The organism is Rhodococcus sp. BP-241, assembly GCF_019836145.1.
Lineage (GTDB): Bacteria > Actinomycetota > Actinomycetes > Mycobacteriales > Mycobacteriaceae > Rhodococcoides.
The window spans coordinates 472,192-494,365 of sequence record NZ_JABUEI010000004.1 but is presented as its reverse complement, the minus strand read 5'-3'; the positions used below and the strand labels follow the sequence as shown (position 1 = coordinate 494,365).

Here is a 22,174-nt window from a genome sequence, read left to right as displayed (position 1 = left end):
GAGGTGGGCGCCACAGCCCACCTCGCGAGAGTCGGTCAGGCCGCGCCGAGGAGCCCGTGGGGGTCGAGCACGAACTTCGTGGCCTCACCGGAGTCGAAGTCGGCGTAGCCCTGCGGAGCCTGCTCGAGCGAGATGGCGCGTGCGTTGACGGCCTTCGCGATCTGCACGCGATCGTGCAGGATCGCCATCATCAGGCCGCGGTGGTACTGCATCGTCGGGCACTGTCCGGTGGCGAAGGACAACGACTTGGCCCACCCGGTGCCGAGGCTCAGCGACAACGCGCCGACCTTGGCGGCTTCGTCGGATGCGCCGGGATCGCCGGTGACGTACAACCCCGGAATGCCGAGCGAACCACCCGCCGTCGTGATGTCCATCAGCGAATTCAGCACGGTGGCAGGCGCTTCCGTCGCCGACCCGTCACCGTGACCGCGTGCCTCGAAACCGACGGCGTCGACGCCGCAGTCGACTTCCGGCACCCCGAGCAGCTGCTCGATCTGATCCTTCGGATCGCCCTTGCTGACGTCGACGGTCTCGCAACCGAAGCTCCGGGCCTGCGCGAGCCGGCTCTCGTTGAGGTCGCCGACGATGACGACGGCGGCGCCGAGCAGTTGCGCACTGGCTGCGGCGGCGAGCCCGACCGGACCGGCGCCGGCGATGTAGACCGTCGATCCGACGCCCACTCCGGCGGTGACGCAGCCGTGGAAGCCGGTGGGGAAGATGTCCGACAGCATCGTCAGGTCGAGGATCTTCTCCATGGCCTGGTCTCGGTTCGGGAACTTCAACAGGTTCCAGTCCGCGTACGGCACCATGACGTATTCGGCCTGGCCGCCGACCCAACCGCCCATGTCGACGTAGCCGTAGGCGGCGCCGGGACGATCAGGATTGACGTTCAGGCAGATGCCGGTCTTGCGTTCCTTGCAGTTCTTGCAGCGACCGCACGCGATGTTGAACGGCACCGAGCACAGATCACCCTGCTTGATGAACTCCACGTCGCGGCCCACCTCGATGACCTCGCCCGTGATCTCGTGCCCGAGCACCAGGCCCTCGGGTGCCGTCGTGCGGCCGCGAACCATGTGCTGATCGCTGCCGCAGATGTTGGTGGACACCACCTTCAGGATCACTCCGTGCGGGCACTCGCGGCCCACACTCGCCGGGTTCACGCCGGGCCCGTCTTGCAAGGTGAAGCTGGGGAAGTCGATGTCGACGACCTCGACCTTCCCGGCTCCGGCGTAGGCGACGGCTCTGTTGTCGGCCATGTTTTCAGCTCCCGTTCGAGGTAGAGCGCCGACATTCTCGAGTGCGAATGTCGGCATCTCTCTCGACCGTACGCGAGATGCTGTGCGCCGCGTCACATTCGCGGCTCGGGGATCAGAGCACTTCGGACAGGAACCTCTGCAGTCGCTCGGTCTGCGGGTCGTCGAACAGCGCTGCGGGCGGGCCCACCTCGACGGCGCTGCCGTGGTCCATGAACAGCACGCGGTCGGACACCGAGCGGGCGAAGCCCATCTCGTGCGTGACGACGACCATCGTCATGCCGCCGGTCGCGAGGTCCGCCATGAGGGCGAGCACGCCCTTGACGAGCTCCGGGTCGAGGGCGGACGTGGCCTCGTCGAAGAACATCACCTGCGGTTCCATGGCGAGTGCTCGCGCGATGGCCACGCGCTGCTGCTGACCGCCGGAGAGGTTGCCGGGGCGCGAGCCCGCTTTCTCCTTCAGGCCCACCTTGTCGAGATGGGCGAGCGCGGCGGCGTGTGCGTCGTCCTTGCTCAGTCCCTTCAACTTCCACGGACCGAGCGCGACGTTGTCGAGGACGGTGCGGTGCGGGAACAGGTTGAACTGCTGGAACACCATGCCGATGCGCTGGCGCAGCGCGTCTGGATCGTCCTTCAGCACCGAGCGTCCGTCGAGCAGGATGTCGCCCTGCTCGGGCTCGTGCAGTCGGTTGAGCACGCGCAGGAGCGTGGACTTGCCCGACCCGGACGGTCCGATGACAGTGGTGGTGGCTCCTGCGGCGACGTCGATGTCGACGCCGCGCAGGACCTTGTTGGTGCCGAAGGACAGGTGCAGGTCACGGCCGGCGAGTGAGACGCCGGTCAACGGCTCGGTCGAGGGTGCGGTGGTCATGTGTCAGCCTCTTTCCACGACGATGGCCTGCTCGACCGGGTCGAGTGTCTGCTCGGCCTTGCCGACGCGCAGACGCTTGTCGATGTAGTTGACCAGGTGGGTCAGCGGGACGGTCATCGCGAGATAGACGAGTCCGGCCGCCACCAGGGGTGACAGGTTTCCGGTCTGCGCGTTGAGGTCTCGGCCGACGGCGAACAGTTCGCGCTGCGTCGCCAGCAGACCCAGGAAGTAGATCAGCGACGAGTCCTTGATCAGCGAGATGAACTGGTTGACGAGTGCGGGAAGCACGCGCCGGACACCCTGCGGCACCACGACCAGGCGCATCGAGCGTCGGTAGCTGAACCCGAGAGCACGCGCTGCCTCGATCTGCCCCTTCTCGACGCTCTGGATGCCGGATCGGAAGATCTCGCCGATGTACGCGGCCGCGAGCAGCGACAACGCCACCGCACCGAGCCAGTACGGGTTGTTGCCGGTGATGCCGCTGACCACCGGTCCGATGCCGAGACCGATGACGAGAATGATCACGACGGCGGGCAGTCCGCGGAAGATGTCGGTGTAGACGCGTGCCGGCCAGCGCAGCCAGCGGGTGCGGGACAGGCCCGCCAGTGCGAGAAGCATGCCGAGAACCGTGCCGATGATGCCCGATGCCAGCGCCAGGATCAGCGTGTTCGGCAGGCCGGTCTTCAGCAGGTCCGGCAGCGCCTGCTTGTAGAGGTTCCAGTCGAAGAACGTGTCGCCGAGCTGCTCGAACGTCGACTTCGGTGCGACGGCCTGCGCGGCCGGGGCATTCGCGTCGTTCTCGGCGGCGATGGCCGCGAAGTCGGGAAGCTCGGGCTGCGGCGCTGCCTTGCTACCGGGCTTGAATCCTTCCGGGAGTTCGCGCGGCACCCAGTCGGAGTACAGCTGGGCCCAGGTCCCGTCCTCGATGATCGCGTCGAGGCCGGAGTTCAACGCGTCGATCAGCGGCTGGTTGTCCCGCGCGACGGCCCACCCGACGAAGTTGTTGAGGCTGAACGTGTTCTGCGTGATCGCGGTGCCGTCCTCCGGCTTCACCAGGCCCTCGGCCTGCTGCGACGGTGCGACCCAGGCGTCGATCTGTCCGGTGCGGAGATTTGCGTACGCGGTGTTGTAGTCGGGGAACTTCACCGGGTCCAGGCCCAGGGTGTTGACGACGTAGTCGTCCTGCACCGTTCCCTGCACGACGCCGATACGGGTGTCCGGCCCCAGGTTCTCGAAGGCGGTGATCGGTCCGCCGGCCTTCGCGACCAGGGAGAAGTAGCCGAAATCGTAGCCGTTGGTGAAGCCGACCGTGTTGCGCCGCTCGTCGGTGGTGGTGATGGACGACGACCCGACGTCGAAGCGTCGGCCGGCGACCTGCGCGAGCAGACCCGAGAACTCGGTGCCCGAGAAGTTGATCTGCAGGCCGAGCTTCGCGGCGACGGCCTTCAGCAGCTCGTTGTCGTAGCCGGTGTAGGTGCCGGAGCCGTCGACGCAGATGCTCGGCGGCGCGTCGGAGAGCGTGCCGACGGTGAGCTGGCCGGGCGTGATCAGTCCGAGCTGCGAGGTGTCGATGCGATCGAGCGGCGTGACCGACGGCGTCGTGTACCGATCCTCGGTCGCGGCGGCGGCCGCGGCGTCGAAGTTGGTCGGCGTGGACGACGCGCTGTCCACACCGGGAGGTGAGCACAGTTCGGTCGGTGCCGCGGCAGCGGACGAGGAGCCGTCCGACGAGCCGCCGTCCGAGGTGCCGCAGGACGCGAGGAGGACGGCGAGGAGAAGTGTGGAGACGAGGACGATGAGTTTCCGTCCCACGCGGTGCGCAAGCATGAGATGAACACTAGGGCTCACGTGCCGGGATCACCGAAACGTCGAACGCGCAATGGTTGTGCTCAGTGATCTGTTGCCGGTGATCGCCGTGGGGACCGCTCCGACCAGGGGTCTAGTCTCCGTCGGGGCGCACGTCACCGACTATCCAGGACGCCTGGAGGGTGTGCGCCGGGGGACGGAAGGTGTTCGTATGTACTCCAGTCTCGAGTACCCGCTGACGGGCGCTCCGGATGCCGGCAACACGGCGTGGGTTCTGGCCAGTGCCGCGATGGTGCTGTTGATGACTCCGGGGCTCGCGTTCTTCTACGGCGGCATGGTGCGCGTGAAGAGCGTGCTGAACATGATGATGATGAGCCTGTCGGCCATCGGGGTCGTGTGGGTCCTGTGGGTCCTGTTCGGATACTCGATGGTGTTCGGCGACGACAGCGTCGGTGGGTGGATCGGGGACCCGACGCAGTTCGCCGGCCTCACCTCGTTGATCGGCGGCAGCTTCGGAGCAGGGGGCGGCGCGGTCGAGATCCCGCTGGTGGGAACCGTTCCGGCGCTCGCCTTCGTGGCCTTCCAGGCAGGCTTCGCGATGGTCACCGTGGCGCTCGTGTCCGGCGCCGTCGCCGACCGGATGCGTTTCATGCCGTGGGTGATCTTCGCCGGCCTCTGGGCGACACTCGTCTACTTCCCCGTCGCACACTGGGTGTTCGCGTTCGACGGTGTCACGGCGGAGACCGGGGGCTGGATCGCCAACCAGCTGAAGGCCATCGACTTCGCCGGGGGCACCGCGGTGGAGATCAATGCCGGCGCGGCCGGACTGGCGCTCGCCCTGGTCGTCGGCAAGCGTCGTGGGTGGCCCCGGGAGGCGATGCGGCCGCACAACCTGCCCGCCGTCATGGTGGGTGCCGGGCTGCTGTGGTTCGGCTGGTTCGGCTTCAACGCCGGATCGTCGCTCGCGGCGGACGGCGTCGCCGCGGTCGCGTTGGTCAACACGATGGGCGCGGGCGCGATGTCGATGGTGGCGTGGCTGGTGGTCGAGAAGATCCGCGACGGGAAGGCCACATCCTTCGGCGCGGCGTCGGGTGTCGTCGCCGGTCTGGTGGCCATCACGCCGTCGTGCACGGCCGTCACCCCGATCGGCGCTCTGGGCGTCGGCGCTGCCGCCGGTGTCGCCTGCGCCCTGGCGATCGGCCTCAAGTACCGCTTCCGGTACGACGACTCGCTCGACGTGGTCGGAGTGCACCTGGTCGGTGGCATCGTCGGCACGCTCATGATCGGCCTCCTCGCGAGCAGCGACATGCCGCCCGGTGTCGACGGCCTGTTCTACGGCGGTGGCGTCACGCAGCTCGGTCGACAGGTGGTCGCCGTCGTCGTCGTTCTCGCCTATGCGTTCCTGGTCACCGCGGCCATCGCCACGGTGCTGAAGCTGACCATCGGGATCAGAGCGGATCCGCAGCACGAGACGGACGGCATCGACGAACACGAGCATGCCGAGTCCGCGTACGAGTTCGCCTCCTCGCACGGCGGACACGGCAGCTCGGGGCTGTTCGGAAAGCAGTCCGGCTGACTGTCAACCCTGGTGCGACCGCGCCCAGGAGATCGCGCCGGTCAGCTCGGTGAGGTCGTAGTCGGGGCCGTTGACGCCGACGGTGAAGAGGGTGGCTCCGGCGTCGACGAAGGCCTGCGCGTCGTCCGCGCCCGGCCACGCCACCGATCGCTCGATCTGCGACACGTCGCGGCCGACGGTCTCACCGTGTCCGGCCAGGACCTCGGACTTGTGCTTCAGCGCGTCCAGGTCGGCGAAGCTGTGCCAGACGTCGGCGTAGCGGGCGACCATCTTGAGCGTCTTCTTCTCACCGCCACCGCCGATGAGAATCGGGATGTGGCGAGTGGGCGCCGGATTGCCGACGGCGAGACGCGAGGTGATGCGGGCGAGACTCTCGTCGAGCAGTGCCAGGCGTGAGCCGGCGGTGCCGAAGTCGTAGCCGAAGTTGTCGTAGTCCTTCTGGTTCCACCCGGCGCCGATGCCCAGGATCAGCCGTCCTCCACTGATGTGGTCCACGGTGCGCGCCATGTCGGCCAGCAGGTCGGGATTGCGGTAGCCGCCGCCGGTGACGAGCGCGCCGATCTCGACGTTCGAGGTCTGCTCGGCCCAGGCGCCCAGCATCGTCCAGCACTCGAAGTGGGCGCCGTCGAGGTCGCCGTACAACGGGTAGAAGTGATCCCAGTTGAAGACGATGTCCACGCCGGCGTCCTCGGACCGCAACACCGCGTCGCGGATGAGGCCGTAATCGGGGGCGTGTTGGGGCTGAAGCTGAACTCCGATGCGAACGGACATGTGTGATCCTTCGGTGAGTGCGCTGGCTGTCGCTTCCATGGTGCCCGGCCTGTCAACCGATGCGCACTCCACACGAGTGCATCGTCGCGCGGAGGACGAAACCTGCCTCGGCGCCGATGATCTCCGAGACCAGGGTGAGATAGCGATCGACGAACGCGCCGCCGTGGGCCGGTTCGGGGTGGTCGTCCGGATCGCCGGGTTCCAGATGGTGCGCGATCTCGTGCAGCACCACCATCTCGCGCAGGGCCCAGGCGCGTCCCCGTACGTGGAGTGGGACAGCGATGGTGGCGGTGTCGACCTCGTAGTGCGCGGCGCCCGCGCCCGAGCGGGCCCGGACCCGTACCGGGACCGCCGCGCGTGGCCACTCGCTGCGCACCCAGTCCAGAGCGGTGACGCCGTCGACGTAGGTCTGGACCGAGTCGAGCGAGGCGAAGCGCCGCTCGATCGGCAGGGTGACCGTGGACCCGAGGATCTCGACGGTGCGCAGGCCCCGTTCGTCCGCGCGGTCGAACATGGTGCGGACCTGATGCTCGGCGTCGTAGACGCGGGAGCGCTGGCTGTCGCGGGTCACCGTTCGAGTTGTCCTCGGGGGCCGCCGATCTCGCTCTGATTGCCCAGGCGTGCACGTCGACCGGCGTGGTCTCCGGCTCGCCGAGCCTCCGACGAGTACGAGCGACCCGAGCTGCCGCGCCAGGTACCCCGGGCGGTGGAAGCGGACCGGTAGAAGTCGCGCAGCTCGATCTCCTTGTCACGCAACACCAGTGCGGTGCCGGCCTCGGGAGCTTCCGTGGCGACCGCCTCGGCCTCGGCCTCCTTCTTGACGGCGGCCAGGCGCTCGCCGACCCGGTGCGCGAACGCGGTCTGGAACTCGATCCTGGCAGTGACGCCGGCGAGCGGCGCCCGCTCGACCGTGCGATAGCGCCGGCGTCCTCGGACGACGGTGACCTCACGGTCCACGGTGGCGTCCCGGTACGCACCCGACGAGATGTACGTGTCGCTCGCGCGCACCATCTGCACGAGCAGGCTCGCGTACAGGGCCTCGCACGTGTCGATGTCGCTCTCGAACCCGTACGCGAAGACCTGCGTCGACGACTGCGCCACGTCGCACTGCACGTCGTTCGCGCGGGCGATGGCCACGAACAGCAGGACGTAGGTGCGCAGGCCCTTCTTGCCGTGCTCCCCGATGTGGACGACGCGCTGCACCGGCGTCGCCCGCTTCTCGCGCGAGGCGGTGTGCGAGCGTGCCACGGCCAGATCGACCGAGGCGGCGGTCGCGAGACGCTGCGCGGCCTCCATGAACGCCTCGGCCTCGTGGGGATTGTCCGTGGACTCGGCCTGACGCAGAAGCCCACCGATGCGGGCCACCATCCTGTCTGAACTCACGGGCCGAGAGTACGCCCGGACCAGCCGTGAGCCGGGCCCACCGAGCGTCCCCGGGGACGGCCGTCCACAGGCGCTCGCAGGGTCTTGCGGACGGCCGCGTCGGCGAGTAGCAGTCAGCGCTCGGAGTTCTCCACCAAGGCCGCGACGGCGTCGATGCGCCGCCGGACCGCCGAGGCTCCGATGACGTCCGCACGGGTGCGGGCCGACGCCAGAGCGCGGGCCGCGAGCCGTCCGGTGCGGGCGTGCTCGATGCGGAGACCGAGATACGCGTCCTCCGCGCTCCATCCCTCGAAGCCGCGGGCGACGTGCAGGCGCCGCGCGGCGTGCAGATGGCGACCCGCTCGCTCGACGTGACCGGTGGCCAGGGACGCGTCGGCCAGGTGGTGGTGCACCACGCCGAAGACGCTCGGGGCGACCGACACGGTCTGCTCCGCGTAGGGCAGCAACCGTTCGTACACGTCGGTGCACACCAGTGTGTTGCCCACCGTGGCACCGGCACGGGCGATGAAGGTCATCGACATCAGCCAGAGCATGTCCGGGGCGATCGCCGCGAGCCGTTGCTCGTCGTACCAGTCCATCAGCTCGCGCGCCTCGTCCATGCGTCCGACGTCGGCGAGCGAGGACGCCACGACCGGGCGGAACGCCGGGATCAGGTCGAACATCGTGGCCATCTCGTCGCGCCGATCCGCGAAGTGCCGGAGATCTCCGCGCATCGTCCGGAGGGTGAGGATCGACGTGTGTTCGCGGCCGTAGGTGTGGCTGCCGAGCGCGGCGTCGGGCGTCTCGCAGATCCGTGCCAGCACGGTCTCCGCGCGCACCAGTCGTCCTGCCGACACGTCCACGCCGAACTTGGAACACACCATGGCCCAGGTCATCTCGGGGTCGTCCGCGAGATCGGCCCGGGTGACCGCTGCGAGTGTCGAGTCGGCGCCGCCGAGGTCGCCGAACGCCTGCTGGGTCCTGGCCAGGATGGTGGCGGCGGACGGATCGCGATGCCGCCGAGACGATGTCGACTCCAGCTCGACGAGACGTGTCATCGCCTCTTGGCGCAGATCCCAACACTGGGGCACCAGGAGGCACCACAGCATCGCGCGCAGCGCCGCCTCGAGGGCACTGCGGTCTCCCACCGAATGCGCCAGCGTCACAGCCTGTTCGAGAAGGTCGCGGCGTTCCTTCCAGTCATCGGTCCAGCTCAGCTCCATGGCCAGCAGAACCAAAACCTTGGCCGTGGCGGCACTGTTCGCGCGGCCGGAGTCCTCGAGGACGTGCAGTGCGTCGTGCAGGCTGTCGAGTCGTTCCGGCAACGGGTCGAACATCTGGAACAGGCCCGCACCACTGATCGTGTCCGCCAGCGTCGCGTCGACCTGCAGGTCGACGTCGCCCAGTCTCCGCGCCATGGCGATCGCGTCGAAGAGAGTGGCCCGGTAGGACCGGTCGATGCACTTGCGCTGCGCCCGGCCGAGGTCGATCAGCAGTCGGCACCGCTCGCGGGAGTCGCCGTGCGGCACCATCTTCCGAAGGGCGGTCCGGTACCCCACCACCGCGTCCTCGTACGCTGACACCGCGTAGGCGGCGTCGCCGGCACGCCGCGCGTAGAGCGCGGCCTCGGAGCGGTCGGAGTCCAACGCCCTGCCGAAGTGGTACGCGATGCGCGCGAGTTCGTCGGCGGTGGTGTCGGCACCGAGATCGACCAGGGCCCGAGCCACGTCGGAGTGCATCTGCGCTCGCCGCGCCCCGGGTATCGCGTCGTACAGAGTCGACTGCACGAGAGCGTGTCTCATCATCAGCTCGTCGTCGGTGTCGCCGGCGACCAGGAAGTTCACGGCCAGCAGTTCGTCGAGGGTCTCGGCGAAACGGAGATCGGACGGGATCGTCGAGGCGGCCCGCAGCAGCGGGCGCGAGACCGTCACCCCGGTCACCGCGCACAGTTCGAGCAGAGTGACTGCGTCACAGCTGAGTTCGCGACTCGCGAGACGCACCGCATCCGTGACCGTGAAGGGGAGCGAGCCGCCGGGTTCGCGCTCGTGTGCCGCGATGACGGCCGCGACCAGCAGGGCGGAGCCACCGGTCCGTGCCACGATGGCCTCGGGGTCGAGGGTCGAGTTCTGCTCGCGGAGGAGGTCGTGCACCGCGGCCAGAGACAGTCCGCCCAGGGTGATCTCGCGGAACCCCGCCGACAACCGGGTGACGTCGAGGGTCGCCTGGAGTTCCGGGGACACGAGGTTCTCGTCCCGCACGGTGGCGAGGATGCAGAGTCGGTCGTTCTGCGTCGACCGCGCGAGATGGCGGACCAGGGCGGCCGTCGTGCCGGAGGCCCACTGCAGGTCGTCGATCACGAGCAGGGTCGGGGCCTGTCGAGCCGGCCCGACGAGCCACCGGTGCACCGCGTCGGACGCCCCTGTGCGGTCGTCGTCCACGTGCGGGGGGATGAGGTCCCCGAATCGACGTGCGGCCCCGGGGATGATGCCGAGGATGTCGGCGCCGTTGGTCCGCAGCCACTGACGCGCTCCGATGACGCCGCGCGAGTCGAGGTCGCGGGTGACCGCTTCCACGAACGGTTCGTACGGGATGGTGGAGTGTTCGCTGCAGCGACCCGACACGACGTCCGTCCCGGCGGCGCGGGCACGCTGCATCACGGCGCGGGCGAGTGACGTCTTCCCTGCCCCCGGCGGACCCGAGACCAGGAGAAACCGTCCATGACCGGCAGCGGCCGCCTCGAGGTCCTCGACGATGCGGCTCATCTCGACATCGCGTCCGACGAAGGCGGATCCCACCGGCGGCTCCTCGCGCTGCGGTGGGGTGGTCTCGGTGTCGTCCTCCAACAACTCCAGGTACAGCGACTGGGTCTCGCGTGAGGGGCTCACCCCGAGCCGGTCCGCCAGCACCGCTCGGCATCGCGCCGCCGCCCCGAGAGCCTGTCCGCGGTCGCCCAGTGCCACGTAGCCACGCATGGCGATGCGGTACGCGCTCTCGCGCAGGGGGTCGGCTGCCAGCAGGGACTCCGCGGAGGACACGGCGTTCTCGAACGCACCCAGATCCATCGACGCGGTGGCGTCCGCTTCGAGGGCCGTGAGCCGCAGGTCGTCGAACTCTCGCCGGACGTCGTCCGCCCACGCGCCGTTGGCTCCGACGAGCACGGGTTCGGCGAGCAGACGCAACGCCGTCCGGGCATCGCGGGCGCGGTCCGCGGGTGATCCCTCCGTGCGCCGGCACGCGTCCCGGATCTCCTCGAGATCGACCGTGGTGTCCGGCGGAAGAGTCAGACGCACCATGCCGGTACGGGACACGATCGACGTACCCGCGATGTCCGCGGCGTCGAGAACGTCCCGCACCTTCGAGATCACCCCACGCAGCACAGAATTCCAGGTGCGCGGCCGCTTCTCGGGCCAGAGCAGGTCCGCCAACTCGTCGTGCGAGACCTCTCGATGGCGATTGAGCGTCAGATACGACAGCAGTTCGACGCAGCGCGGCCCACCGATGATGCGGGGATCGACCACCCGAGAGCCACGCTCGACGGTGACGGCACCGACGAGTCGGACGGAAGCGGGTGAGTCACTCGTCACCGGACAAGTCTAGTCAGCTGTGCGTATTCGCGCCGCACGCAGGCACTTTTGCACTTCTTGTGCACGCGTCGGGCACGGTGAGTCAAGGAGAATCCGGCCGACCCGGCCGGCGCACGACCCTCAGGAGCGACCCCATGCCTCGAACCTCCGTCACGGCCTGCCTGCTGGCGGGGTCCGTCGCCTCGCCCCTGTGCCCACAGCGGAGCCACCGACTGGGTTCCGGCCCGTCCTGCGGTACTGCGGACGTCGCGTCCGACGGGATGTTCACCTACTCGCGTACGGCGTCCGTGGACCGGTGGGAGGACGACCCGTCGTCCTTCGGCTCCGATCGCTTCACCATCGTCGTCACCGACGGGGACCACGAGGTGGGGGAGATCGTGATCACGCCGGTGTTGTCCACGAGTGCGACGGAACCGATCACGGCCGTCGGCGTGGTCACCACCGAGGGCACCGTCGTGACGTACGAGCACGACGCGGCGGCGTCCGCACGTCGCCGACCGCTCACGGAATCGTCTCCTCCGCGGGGGCCGCGCGTGACGGGTGCGCATCATCGACTCGCCGTCGTCCGCTTCGGTACCGAGACCTGCGATCAGACGTTCCAGGTGTTCGTGTCCGACGGTGTCCGCGGCACCACGTCGTACCTGCTCGGCGTCCCCGACGGCCCGCTCGACCGGTGAGACGCCGACGGGGTCGCCGCGGCCGAGTGATCGACCGTGACGACCCCGTCGGGACGTTCGCGAGTGGCTACTGCTCGTCGGAGCCGATGATGAACGCCTCGAGCTGTTGACGAGCGATGTCGTCGGCGAGCTGCTTCGGCGGGCTCTTCATCAGGTACGCGGACGCGGGCACGACAGGTCCACCGATTCCGCGGTCCTGAGCGATCTTCGCGGCGCGCACGGCATCGATGATGACGCCGGCGGAGTTCGGGGAGTCCCAGACCTCGAGCTTGTACTCGAGGTTCAGCGGGACGTCACCGAACGCGCGACCCTCGAGGCGGACGTAGGCCCACTTGCGGTCGTCGAGCCAGCCGACGTGATCGGACGGGCCGATGTGCACGTCCTTCGCATTGAACTCACGCTGCAGGTTGGACGTGACGGCCTGCGTCTTCGAGATCTTCTTCGACTCGAGGCGCGTGCGCTCGAGCATGTTGAGGAAGTCCATGTTGCCGCCGACGTTCAGCTGCATCGTGCGATCGAGCTGGACGCCGCGATCCTCGAACAGCTTGGCCATGACGCGGTGGGTGATGGTGGCACCGACCTGGCTCTTGATGTCGTCGCCGACGATGGGCACACCGGCGTCGGTGAACTTCTTGGCCCAGACCGGATCGGACGCGATGAAGACGGGCAGCGCGTTGACGAACGCGACCTTCGCGTCGATGCAGGCCTGCGCGTAGAACTTGTCGGCTTCTTCGGATCCGACGGGCAGGTAGGAGACGAGCACGTCGACCTTCGCGTCACGCAGTGCCTGCGCCACGTCGACCGGCTCCGCGTCGGAGATCTCGATGGTCTCCGAGTAGTACTTGCCGATGCCGTCGAGTGTCGGGCCGCGCTGGACGCTGACGTCGCTCGGGGGCACGTCGGCGATCTTGATGGTGTTGTTCTCGCTGTTGAAGATGGCTTCGGACAGATCGAAGCCGACCTTCTTGGCGTCCACGTCGAACGCGGCGACGAACTCGACGTCGCGGACGTGGTACTTGCCGAACTTCACGTGCATGAGGCCGGGAACGGTGGTGTTCTCGTCGGCGTCCTTGTAGTACTGCACGCCCTGAACCAGGGACGACGCGCAGTTACCCACGCCCACAATGGCCACGCGCACCGCAGTGCTGTTGTCACTCATGGTCGGGTTCTCCTTCTTTTCCGTATCGGGTGGCCGGAGCCGACGTGCTCTCCGGGTGTGCCACGGCCGAGGTGTCGGTCGTGGGTGCGGGCGGTGGACTCTCCGAAGTGATCGCCATTGCCTCGGCAGCGATCAATTCGTTGAGCCACCGCACTTCGCGCTCGCTCGACTCGAGGCCGAGCTGATGCAATCCGCGCGTGTACCTGTCCAACGACCCACTTGCTCGGCCGATGGCGTCGCGGAGCCCCTCACGGCGCTCCTCGACCTGGCGACGCCGACCTTCGAGTATCCGCATCCGCGCCTCAGCGGGGGTGCGCCCGAAAAAGGCCAGGTGTACGCCGAATCCATCATCTGTGTAGTTCTGCGGACCCGTGTCCGCGACCAGCTCGGTGAACCGAGCTCGGCCGGCCGGCGTGAGTTCGTAGACACGACGTGCCCGACGCTTGACGGCGCCCTGGACTCCGGGGTTCTCGACGATGAGCCCGTCCGCCTGCATACGACGCAAGGTGGGGTAGAGCGAACCGTACGAGAAGGCCCGGAAGGCACCGAGAAGTCCGGTGAGTCGCTTACGAAGCTCGTAACCGTGCATGGGTGTCTCCAGGAGCAGGCCGAGGATCGCCAGTTCGAGCATGTGCGGTCCCCTTCCTGTTCCGACCCGAGTCCGCGTCGAGATGACGCTCGCTCACTATAGCCGCCACATGTATCGGGCCGATATATGGGGGTACATGTAACTGTCGAGAACATGAACACGGGCCCCGTCAGGGACGGTGGGGGCTGACCCGCGTGACCTCACCGGCCAGGGTGGCCTGCAGGTATCCACCGCGGCCGTCCGCATCCGCGGCGTAGACCAGTACCTCCGGCACTCCCTCGTTGCGCACGATCACGTGGGTGACCGACGCGTCCGGTACCTCGACGAACGACGCGGAACCCGCCATCAGGCCCGCCAGTGCCGCGACGTCGAGCGCGGTGAGGTCGAAGGGCAGCTCGTCCGTCTCCCTCGGGCTCGTGGCGGTGGACTCCTCGAAGCCGCCGCGGACCGACACGTCGCGCACGCGGTCGCTCTCGGCGAGGCGCGTCAGAGAGGCGCGATCGTCCGACGGGTACAGCACCAACTCGGTGACCTCGGGGTCGCCGAATCGTGTGATCCACCGGTCGCGGAAGTCGGCCAGGCCCTCCGGGGTGTCGAACACGAAGGGTCGCGCGACGATCGGCGTCGCGGTGCCCGCGGCCGTCGCTCCCGGGCCGACGGACGACGACGGAGCCGCGACGCTCGGCGACGACGGTGCATCGGATCCGCGGACCGCCAAGACGACGGCGACTCCGAGGACGAGGACCACCACGAGCAGACCCACGATCACCGGGCGCCGGGACGGTCCGGGTGCGGGCCGTACCGCCTCGGGCAGCGGTACGTCCGCCTGCAGATCGGCGGCCAACGCGTGGAGATCGCCCAGTGTCGTCGCCGTTCTCGCCGCCGCCACCCGTGACCGGTGCTCGTCGAACGTCAGCTGCCCGTCCGCGTACGCGGTGTCGAGAGCGGTCGCGACCACCGCGCGATCGATGTCACGGGCGCGCAGCCGTCGATCCTGTCCGGTCGCCATCGTCGTCTCCTACGCGGTCGGATCGAACGGGGTGACGCTGAGGAAGTCGCCCGACAGGGACGCCTCGAGGTATCCGTCCTCGTTAGCGGCCTCGTTGCTCGCGTGCAGGCTGATCGCGGGGCCGGCGCCGGTGTCACGGACGAACAGGTACAGCGAGTCGATCTCGGCGATGTTCAGGCTCGCGCCGGCGCCCAGAACCAACCCGCCGAGCACGCCGGGGCCCAGGTCGGCGAGGTCGACGGTCGCCGTCTCACGGTCCCTGTCCGCGTCGTCCGACTGTCTCCACTCGCCGTCGCGGTACTGATAACGCCTCTCCCGGCCCGGATCGTCGGGACTCGGCGCCCTCAGCAGCGCGTACTCGGAGTAGAACATCAGCTCGTCGACGACGGTGGTTCCCAGCAGGATGCCCGTCGACGCCACGATGTCGTCCATCGCGCGCGGTTCGAGGTAGCCGGCCGAGCCGTAGGTGCCGGTCGCGCTGTCGTCGGACGCACAGGCGCGGACACCGAGGAACAGGAGTGCGGCGACGACCAGGAGAACGGCCCACCGGATCACCGCGCTCAGCACGCTCGGCCGACCCCGACGGGAGAGCCCCGCGGCTGCCGCCCCGGGCGACGCCATCGGAGCCAGGTCCGACGTGCCCTGCAGATCGCCGATCAGATCGTGGAGGTCCTCGAGCGCACGTGCATCGGTGGCGAGGGCGATGCGGGTGGCGTGCTCCTCGGCGTCGATCTGGCCGTCCGCGAGTGCACGGTCCAGCGCGGCGCACGCGTGCACTCTGTCCTGGTCACGCGCTCTGACACCCACAGATCGGACCGTCGGCATCGCCAGATGGTAGGCCCGTGGACCGGGTCCCTCAAGTGCTCCGGCTCCACGGCTCCGCTCCAGCGCACGGGACGGGGTCGAGCACCACCCCACCTCGACGGCGCACGTACTCTGGTCACCGTGAGATCACAGCGGCAGGTGGTGGACTACGCGTTGCAGCGCAAGTCGCTGCTCGCCGAGGTCTACTCCGGACGAACGGCGATGGCCCAGGTCTGCGACGCCGATCCCTACCTCCTCCGAGCGGCCAAGTTCCACGGTCGGCCGTCCACCGTGGCGTGCCCCATCTGCCGGAAGGAGCAGCTCACGCTGGTCTCCTGGGTGTTCGGAGAGAAGCTCGGGACGATGAACGGCTCGGCCCGGACCGCGGACGAGCTCACCCGCCTCGCCGGCACGCAGGAGGAGTTCTCCGTGCACGTCGTCGAGGTCTGCCGAACCTGCAGTTGGAACCACCTCGTGCAGTCGTACGTCCTGGGTGCCGTTCCGGCGCCCAAGAGCCCCCGCACACGCTCCGCCTCCCGCCGACGCACGGCCAGTGAGTGACGGACGCAGGTCGTCGGCGGTACCGTCCGTCGGTGGTCCCCCGCGCAACCGAGTCGAACGAGCCCGACGCACACGTGACCGTCGCCACCTGGTCACACGTGCGTCCTGACAGTGGAGTACGTGAGTGAGTTCCCCCTACGACAGTTCCGGTGACGATCGCGGGCGTCCGTCCGGCCGCCACGGTCGACCCGACGGGCCCGGGGAACCACCGCGTCACGGGCGCCCGAGCCACGAGCCGGTCCGCGATCCCCAGCAGCGGCCGTCGGGCCCACCCCCACCGCGTGCGCCTCGCCGGGACGGCCCCGGTGGTCCCCCGCCGAGCTGGCCGCCGGCCGATCACCCGCGGCGCCCGGCCTACGGTCCGCCGTCCTACGACGATCGTGGACCGGACACCACCCAGATTCCCCCGACCGCGCCCCCGCCGCGGTCGCAGGCGTTCTCGCAGCCGCGCCCGTACTCGGACGATCCACGGGCGACCGACGTTCCACCCTCCCGGCCCGTGACGTCCCACTCGCGTGGCGACGCCGACGGTGACCGGGACCGGTTCGGTGGAGGACCCACCGAACCGCCATCAGGAGGTACTGCCACGAAGACGAAGAAGAAGTCGAAGTGGAAGGTCCTGCGGCGCACGCTGTACGGCTTGATCGCGCTGGGCATGGTCGTTCCGGTCCTGGTGTTCATGGTCGCGTACGTCGTCGAGGACGTTCCGCGCCCCGGTGACATCAAGACCAACCAGGTCGCCACCGTCCTCGCGTCGGACGGAACGTCCGTCCTCGGCACGGTGGTCCCTCCCGAGGGCAACCGCACCGATGTCGAGATCGGACAGATCCCCGAGCACGTCCGCAATGCGGTGTTGTCGGCCGAGGATCGTGACTTCTACTCCAACCCCGGATTCTCGGTCACCGGCTTCGCACGCGCCGCTCGCGACAACGTGCTCGGGCGCGACAGCGCCGGTGGTGGATCCACCATCACGCAGCAGTACGTGAAGAACGCGCTCGTGGGGTCCGAGCGGACGCTCACCCGCAAGATGCGCGAGCTGGTCATCTCCTCGAAGATGGCGCGTCAGTGGACCAAGGACGACATCCTCGCCGCGTACCTCAACACCATCTACTTCGGCCGCGGCGCGTACGGCATCGCGGCGGCGTCGAAGGCGTACTTCGACAAGCCCGTCGAGCAGTTGAGCGTCGAGGAGGGTGCCGTGCTCGCGGCCACCATCCAGCAGCCCTCCGGACTCGATCCGGAGAACAACCCGACGGGTGCGCAGAGCCGCTGGAACTACGTCCTCGACGGCATGGTCACGATGGGTGCGCTCGATCAGACCCAGCGTCAGGCGATGCAGTACCCGCAGTGGCGACCGCTCGCCTCGGTGGACAGCGGCGACGCCGCCGACGCCGGCCCGAACGGACTGATCAAGAACCAGGTGCTCAAGGAGCTCACCGCGTCGGGCATCAGTGAGCAGGACCTGAACACCGCCGGACTGCAGATCACCACGACGATCGATCCGCAGGATCAGCAGGCCGCCATCGACGCCGTGAACTCCAACATGGAGGGTGAACCGTCCGAGCTGCGCACGGCGTCGGTGTCGATCGACCCCCGCACCGGTGCGGTGCGCTCGTACTACGGCGGTGTCGACGGTCGCGGCTTCGACTTCGCGCAGTCCGGCCTGCAGACCGGTTCGTCGTTCAAGGTCTTCGGCCTGGCGGCGGCTCTGGATCAGGGCATCCCGCTGTCGCAGATGTACGACAGCTCGCCGCTGACGGTCAACGGCATCTCCATCGGCAACGTCGAGGGCGAGTCCTGCGGCACCTGCACCATTGCCGAGGCTCTCAAGCGGTCGCTCAACACGAGCTTCTACAGGTTGCAGCTCAGCCTCGACGGCGGCCCGCAGGCGGTGGCCGACATGGCGCACCGCCTCGGTATCCCGACCGAGGTCGAGGGCATCGGCGAGACCCTGACCGAGCCGAACGGCGCCGGCCCCAACAACGGCATCGTGCTCGGGCAGTACCAGTCCCGTGTCATCGACATGGCCAGCGCGTACGCGACGCTCGCCGCATCGGGTACCTACCACGCACCGCACTTCGTGCAGAAGGTCGTGACGGCCGACGGCACCGTGTTGCTCGATCGCGGAGCGGACCCCGGCGAGCAGCGGGTCGACCCCGCCGTAGCGGACAACGTCACGGCGGCCATGCGTCCCATCGCGGGTTACTCGAACGGCCACAACCTGGCCGAGGGACGCGCGTCCGCTGCGAAGACCGGTACCGCGCAGCTCGGTGACACCGGCGAGAACAAGGACGCCTGGATGGTCGGGTACACGCCGTCTCTGGCGACGGCCGTGTGGGTCGGTACCGAGCAGGGCCTCCCGCTGGAGAACAGCTACGGGGGACCCATCTACGGCTCCGGACTTCCGTCGGACATCTGGAAGGACACGCTCGACGCGTCCCTCGAGGGCTCGCCCGTCGAGTCGTTCCCTGCACCGGGTGCGATCGCCGGCCAGGCCGGTGTGCCGCAGTACTCGGCACCCGCGCCGACACGGACCGCGGCGCCGCCCACATCCTCTTCCGCAGCGCCGGAGCCCACGACGCCGGAGCCCGTCGCTCCGCCGGTCGTCGTCCCGTCGCAGGTCGAGATCCTGCCGGGCATCACCATTCCGGTTCCCGGTCTGGCCCCGGCGCCGGCGGAACCTTCCGCCGTCACCCCGCCCGACGACGGGGCGGCTCCGGAGCCGGCCACGCCGCCCGGCGGCTAGGGGTGACGGGCAGGCCGGAGGCCGGTCGAGTTTCGACGGGCAGGCCGGAGGCCGGTCGAGTTTCGACGGGCGGGCCGGAGGCCGGTCGGGACCATTCGTCCGACGAGTTGTTGGCGAGTCCGGGTGAGTTGGCGACGGATCGACGCTCCGCTCGTCGGCGCGATCGGCCGAGTCTGACCGACCCCATGGTCGCGGAGTTGTCGACGGTGGTCGGCGGCCCCGTGGGCAAGCACGCGTTGGTGGGGCGGCAGCGCCACATCACGCCACTGCGCGTGATCTTCGCGTTCACTGTCGTGTTTCTCGCGCTGGGTTGGTTCGGGAAGGCCGCGTGCATCCAGCAGGCCCCGAACGGCCCCGGCGGCGAGCTGGGACTCGACTGGAGCGGGAGCCGTCAGTACGTCGCGATGTGTTACTCCGACGTGGTCCCCCTCTACGGCGCGGAGCGCCTCGATCAGGGCGCGTTCCCGTACAAGAAGTCGTGGGAGGAAACGGGTTCCGACGGTTCCACGATCACCCGGTACATGGAGTATCCGGTGGTGGCGGGGCTGTACCAGTACGTGTCGATGCAGGTGGCCCACGCGTGGTCTGCGGTCCCGTGGTTGCCGCAGGCGCTCACGGTCGCGCTGTATTTCAACGTGGTGGCGTTCGGCTCCGCCCTCGCCTGGATCGTGACGATCTGGGCGACCACGATGTTGGCGGGACGTCGGGTGTGGGACGCCGCGCTGGCCGCGTGTTCTCCTCTGGTGATCGTGCACGTCTTCACCAACTTCGACGCTCTCGCAACGGCATTCGCCTCCGGTGGGTTGCTGGCGTGGGCGCGACGCAGGCCGGTGCTGGCCGGTGTCCTGCTCGGCATCGGGGGCGCGACGAAGCTCTACCCGCTGTTCCTGCTCGGTCCGCTCCTCGTGCTGTGCATCCGCACGGGGAACATCAGGGACTGGTCGCGGACCACGGCGGCGGCGCTCTCGGCGTGGGTTCTGGTCAATCTGCCCATCGCACTGCTGTTTCCGCGTGGCTGGTCGGAGTTCTTCCGACTGAACTCCGACCGCGGCGCCGATCCGGACTCGCTCTACAACGTGGCCCGGTCGTTCACCGGCTGGGCCGGATTCGACGGCCCGCTCGGTCCCGGCGAGAAGCCGGTGATCCTCAATCTCGTGACGGCGCTGCTCTTCGTGGTCGTGTGCCTCGCCATCGGCTGGGTGGCGCTGACGGCTCCGCGGCGTCCTCGCCTGATGCAGCTGTGTTTCCTCGTGGTCGCCGGTTTCCTGCTGACGAACAAGGTGTGGAGTCCGCAGTACTCCTTGTGGCTGGTGCCGCTCGCGGTCCTGGCTCTGCCGCACCGGCGAATCCTGTTGGCGTGGATGACCATCGACGCACTCGTCTGGGTTCCGCGGATGATGTACTACCTGGGCGTGGCCGACAAGGGTCTGCCCGAGCAGTACTTCACGGCGACCGTCCTGGTGCGCGATCTCGCCGTCGTCGGATTGTGTGTCCTGGTGGTGCGGCAGATCTACCGGCCGGTGGACGATCTGGTGCGTCGCAGCGGCGACGACGATCCGGCCGGTGGTGTGCTCGACGGAGCACCCGACGCGTACCCGTCGTGGGTGCCGGCGATGGTGCGTCCGCGGCCCGTCGAGGTTCCGATCGCGGATGCGGCGCCACCGCCTAGGGCACCACGGTCACCGGCCACCGACCCAGCTTGACCAGTCGGACGGCGACGGAGCCGAAGATGCGGTGCCCGGCAGACTCGGACGTGCCCACGACGATCGCGTCGGCACGCAGTTCGTCGCCGACGGCGGCGAGTCCCATCGCCGGGTCGCCGCGGAACGTCCGGAACTCCCAGTTCACGTGCTGGTGCTCGCCGAAACGCACCACGTGGTCGCGGATCTCGGTGAGCAGCTGGTCCGCCACCTGGCTCCCCGAGTCGTAGACCACGCCGCTCGCCTGCGCGAAGGCGCCGGCCGCCAGCGTCTGCACGTAGACCAGCACGAGCTTGGAGTGCTGCCGGCGCGCCAGTCCGGCGGCGTACGCGGCCGCCCGCCAGGAGGAGTCGGAGCCGTCGAGGCCCACGACGATCAGCTTGGGGCCGTCCACTCCGTACTCGAAGACGGAGGGATCGTTCGACGAGGTCACGACCCGAGCCTACGACTCCTCGTCAGGAGAGGTACGGACGGAGCTGCGGCAACGCTTCGCCCGCGTGCTTGGCGTTGATGCCGTCGCCGATCGCCTGCAGCTTCCACTCGCTCCCGGCTCGGTACACCTTGGCCATGACCAGCCCGGTGAACGGCATGCCGCCCTGCAGCGTGAAGCGTGCCAGCTCGGTGTTGATCGTGTTGTCGACCAGGCGGGTGAAGGCGTTCGCCACCTGCTCGAACGTCTGCCCGCGGTACGAGGTCACGATGAAGACGATCGAGCTCACATGGGCGGGCACCCGCGTCAGGTCCACCGTGATCACCTCGTCGTCGCCCTCGCCCTCGCCGGTGAGGTTGTCGCCCTGGTGGACGATCGACCCGTCCTTCGACCGCAGCTGGCCGAAGTAGACGACGTCGGCGTGCTTGTCGCCGGAGAACATCAGCGCCGAGGCGTCGAGATCGACGTCCGCGCTGCGCCCGCCTCCGAAGAAGCCGGCCTTCTTGATGGGGTCCCAACCGAGGCCCATGCGGATGGTGGTCAGTGCGACGCCACCGTCCTTCTTCAGCGTCACCTTCTGACCCTTGGTGAGGCTGACGGGCCGAGCCTTCGTCAGGCTCACCTCGGCGGGGGCCGCGGGCGCAGAAGGTGCCGCGGGCGGCGGCGTGGGGGCCGGCGGAGGTGTGGGAGCGGCAGGCGGAGGTGTGGGTGCAGCAAGCGCAGGCGCCGCTGCGGGCGCGTCGTCCACCGAGACCCCGTGGTCACCGACGAGAGCGGCGAACCCGCCCGCGTAACCCTGGCCCACGGCACGGACCTTCCAGCCGTCGCCGCGCCGGTACAGCTCGAGCGCGATGACGATGGACTCCGTCGTGAGGCCGTCCACGGTGTACGAGTAGAGCGTCGCACCGGTGCCGCCGTCGATCACGTGGGCGGTGGGCGCGGAGACGCGTCCGAAGCTGCTCGACGAGTCGTCGAGCGTGACGACGACTCGGATCTGCGTGATGTCGGCCGGGACCGCGGCGAGGGTCACGGCGACTTCCTGCGGCCCACCCTGGCCCGGAACCAGCTGCACACCGGGGCCGGAGGGCTGGTTGAAGAAGACGAAGTCGGCGTCGGAGCGAACCTTGCCGCTGTCGGTGACGAGCAGGGCGGAGATGTCCGCCGGTGCGGTCAGCTCGAGACCGATGCGAACGGTGGCGGTGGACAGAGGAGCATTCTGTCCCTTGGTCAACGGCTGTGCAGCCACGTCTCGTCCTCTTCCGGGGTGGTCGGGTAC

Annotated in this window: 18 protein-coding genes; 5 read left to right on the top strand and 13 right to left on the bottom strand. The window is 68.9% G+C overall.

Annotated elements, in window-relative coordinates:
* Positions 1-35: 35 nt before the first annotated feature.
* The 3 genes from fdhA to HQ308_RS11530 form a co-directional block, all read right to left on the bottom strand.
* Complete coding sequence (fdhA, locus tag HQ308_RS11540; RefSeq protein WP_056440903.1) at positions 36-1,256, bottom strand: formaldehyde dehydrogenase, glutathione-independent; 1,221 nt, start codon at positions 1,254-1,256, stop codon at positions 36-38.
* Between the two features lie 112 nt (positions 1,257-1,368).
* A complete protein-coding gene (locus tag HQ308_RS11535; RefSeq protein WP_222646440.1) occupies positions 1,369-2,124 on the bottom strand; it encodes an amino acid ABC transporter ATP-binding protein in 756 nt (251 codons plus the stop codon).
* 3 nt (positions 2,125-2,127) lie between these two features.
* Positions 2,128-3,951 carry an ABC transporter substrate-binding protein/permease gene (locus HQ308_RS11530; protein ID WP_222632432.1) on the bottom strand — a complete coding sequence of 608 codons (1,824 nt, stop codon included), beginning with the start codon at positions 3,949-3,951 and terminating at the stop codon, positions 2,128-2,130.
* 190 nt (positions 3,952-4,141) lie between these two features.
* Between HQ308_RS11530 and HQ308_RS11525 the strand changes: the two genes are divergently transcribed.
* Positions 4,142-5,506, top strand: a complete 1,365-nt coding sequence (locus HQ308_RS11525; protein WP_027505997.1) for an ammonium transporter — start codon at positions 4,142-4,144, stop codon at positions 5,504-5,506.
* A gap of 3 nt (positions 5,507-5,509) precedes the next feature.
* Here the strand turns inward: HQ308_RS11525 and HQ308_RS11520 are convergent, their stop codons facing one another.
* From HQ308_RS11520 to HQ308_RS11505, 4 genes are all read right to left on the bottom strand, one after another.
* Positions 5,510-6,277 (bottom strand): LLM class F420-dependent oxidoreductase, encoded by a 768-nt coding sequence (locus HQ308_RS11520; protein ID WP_027505998.1) that lies wholly within the window; start codon positions 6,275-6,277, stop codon positions 5,510-5,512.
* 52 nt (positions 6,278-6,329) lie between these two features.
* The gene (locus HQ308_RS11515) at positions 6,330-6,848 is read right to left on the bottom strand and encodes a TIGR04338 family metallohydrolase (protein WP_056440909.1); all 519 of its coding nucleotides are present in this window, start codon (positions 6,846-6,848) and stop codon (positions 6,330-6,332) included.
* Positions 6,845-7,660, bottom strand: coding sequence for a DUF2786 domain-containing protein (locus HQ308_RS11510; RefSeq protein WP_056440912.1), 816 nt, complete (start codon positions 7,658-7,660; stop codon positions 6,845-6,847). The genes HQ308_RS11515 and HQ308_RS11510 overlap by 4 nt, the downstream gene beginning before the upstream one ends.
* A gap of 113 nt (positions 7,661-7,773) precedes the next feature.
* Positions 7,774-11,223, bottom strand: coding sequence for a BREX system ATP-binding domain-containing protein (locus tag HQ308_RS11505; protein ID WP_222646439.1), 3,450 nt, complete (start codon positions 11,221-11,223; stop codon positions 7,774-7,776).
* A gap of 134 nt (positions 11,224-11,357) precedes the next feature.
* Here HQ308_RS11505 and HQ308_RS11500 point away from each other — a divergent pair, with 134 nt between their 5' ends.
* Positions 11,358-11,900, top strand: a complete 543-nt coding sequence (locus HQ308_RS11500) for a hypothetical protein (RefSeq protein ID WP_056440918.1) — start codon at positions 11,358-11,360, stop codon at positions 11,898-11,900.
* Positions 11,901-11,967: 67 nt separating this feature from the next.
* On the opposite strand, the gene HQ308_RS11495 is transcribed toward HQ308_RS11500, so the two are convergent.
* From HQ308_RS11495 to HQ308_RS11480, 4 genes are all read right to left on the bottom strand, one after another.
* Positions 11,968-13,059, bottom strand: coding sequence for an inositol-3-phosphate synthase (locus HQ308_RS11495; protein ID WP_027506003.1), 1,092 nt, complete (start codon positions 13,057-13,059; stop codon positions 11,968-11,970).
* Positions 13,052-13,690: a PadR family transcriptional regulator gene (locus HQ308_RS11490; protein ID WP_027506004.1), complete on the bottom strand. Its 639-nt coding sequence runs from the start codon at positions 13,688-13,690 to the stop codon at positions 13,052-13,054. Before HQ308_RS11490 ends, HQ308_RS11495 begins: the two co-directional genes overlap by 8 nt.
* 127 nt (positions 13,691-13,817) lie before the next feature.
* Positions 13,818-14,657 (bottom strand): DUF1707 domain-containing protein, encoded by an 840-nt coding sequence (locus tag HQ308_RS11485; RefSeq protein ID WP_222646438.1) that lies wholly within the window; start codon positions 14,655-14,657, stop codon positions 13,818-13,820.
* Between the two features lie 9 nt (positions 14,658-14,666).
* Positions 14,667-15,464 carry a DUF1707 domain-containing protein gene (locus tag HQ308_RS11480; protein WP_222646437.1) on the bottom strand — a complete coding sequence of 266 codons (798 nt, stop codon included), beginning with the start codon at positions 15,462-15,464 and terminating at the stop codon, positions 14,667-14,669.
* 138 nt (positions 15,465-15,602) lie between these two features.
* Here HQ308_RS11480 and HQ308_RS11475 point away from each other — a divergent pair, with 138 nt between their 5' ends.
* From HQ308_RS11475 to HQ308_RS11465, 3 genes are all read left to right on the top strand, one after another.
* Positions 15,603-16,022 carry a DUF5318 domain-containing protein gene (locus HQ308_RS11475; protein WP_056695695.1) on the top strand — a complete coding sequence of 140 codons (420 nt, stop codon included), beginning with the start codon at positions 15,603-15,605 and terminating at the stop codon, positions 16,020-16,022.
* 655 nt (positions 16,023-16,677) lie between these two features.
* On the top strand, positions 16,678-18,768 hold the full coding sequence (locus HQ308_RS11470; RefSeq protein ID WP_081821327.1) for a transglycosylase domain-containing protein: 2,091 nt from the start codon (positions 16,678-16,680) through the stop codon (positions 18,766-18,768).
* A gap of 185 nt (positions 18,769-18,953) precedes the next feature.
* The gene (locus HQ308_RS11465; protein ID WP_081821328.1) at positions 18,954-20,471 is read left to right on the top strand and encodes a glycosyltransferase family 87 protein; all 1,518 of its coding nucleotides are present in this window, start codon (positions 18,954-18,956) and stop codon (positions 20,469-20,471) included.
* On the opposite strand, the gene HQ308_RS11460 is transcribed toward HQ308_RS11465, so the two are convergent.
* A complete protein-coding gene (locus HQ308_RS11460) occupies positions 20,434-20,901 on the bottom strand; it encodes a universal stress protein (RefSeq protein WP_027506008.1) in 468 nt (155 codons plus the stop codon). The genes HQ308_RS11465 and HQ308_RS11460 overlap by 38 nt on opposite strands.
* 22 nt (positions 20,902-20,923) lie before the next feature.
* Positions 20,924-22,144, bottom strand: coding sequence for a TerD family protein (locus HQ308_RS11455; protein ID WP_308115757.1), 1,221 nt, complete (start codon positions 22,142-22,144; stop codon positions 20,924-20,926).
* Positions 22,145-22,174 lie beyond the last annotated feature (30 nt).

Excerpts from the sequence above, each read along its gene's own strand:
- fdhA (WP_056440903.1), bottom strand. The coding sequence starts at position 1,256 with ATGGCCGACAACAGAGCCGTCGCCTACGCCGGAGCCGGGAAGGTCGAG.
- HQ308_RS11535 (WP_222646440.1), bottom strand. The coding sequence starts at position 2,124 with ATGACCACCGCACCCTCGACCGAGCCGTTGACCGGCGTCTCACTCGCC.
- HQ308_RS11530 (WP_222632432.1), bottom strand. The coding sequence starts at position 3,951 with ATGCTTGCGCACCGCGTGGGACGGAAACTCATCGTCCTCGTCTCCACA.
- HQ308_RS11525 (WP_027505997.1), top strand. The coding sequence starts at position 4,142 with ATGTACTCCAGTCTCGAGTACCCGCTGACGGGCGCTCCGGATGCCGGC.
- HQ308_RS11520 (WP_027505998.1), bottom strand. The coding sequence starts at position 6,277 with ATGTCCGTTCGCATCGGAGTTCAGCTTCAGCCCCAACACGCCCCCGAT.
- HQ308_RS11500 (WP_056440918.1), top strand. The coding sequence starts at position 11,358 with ATGCCTCGAACCTCCGTCACGGCCTGCCTGCTGGCGGGGTCCGTCGCC.
- HQ308_RS11495 (WP_027506003.1), bottom strand. The coding sequence starts at position 13,059 with ATGAGTGACAACAGCACTGCGGTGCGCGTGGCCATTGTGGGCGTGGGT.
- HQ308_RS11490 (WP_027506004.1), bottom strand. The coding sequence starts at position 13,690 with ATGCTCGAACTGGCGATCCTCGGCCTGCTCCTGGAGACACCCATGCAC.
- HQ308_RS11485 (WP_222646438.1), bottom strand. The coding sequence starts at position 14,657 with ATGGCGACCGGACAGGATCGACGGCTGCGCGCCCGTGACATCGATCGC.
- HQ308_RS11470 (WP_081821327.1), top strand. The coding sequence starts at position 16,678 with ATGGTCGTTCCGGTCCTGGTGTTCATGGTCGCGTACGTCGTCGAGGAC.
- HQ308_RS11465 (WP_081821328.1), top strand. The coding sequence starts at position 18,954 with ATGGTCGCGGAGTTGTCGACGGTGGTCGGCGGCCCCGTGGGCAAGCAC.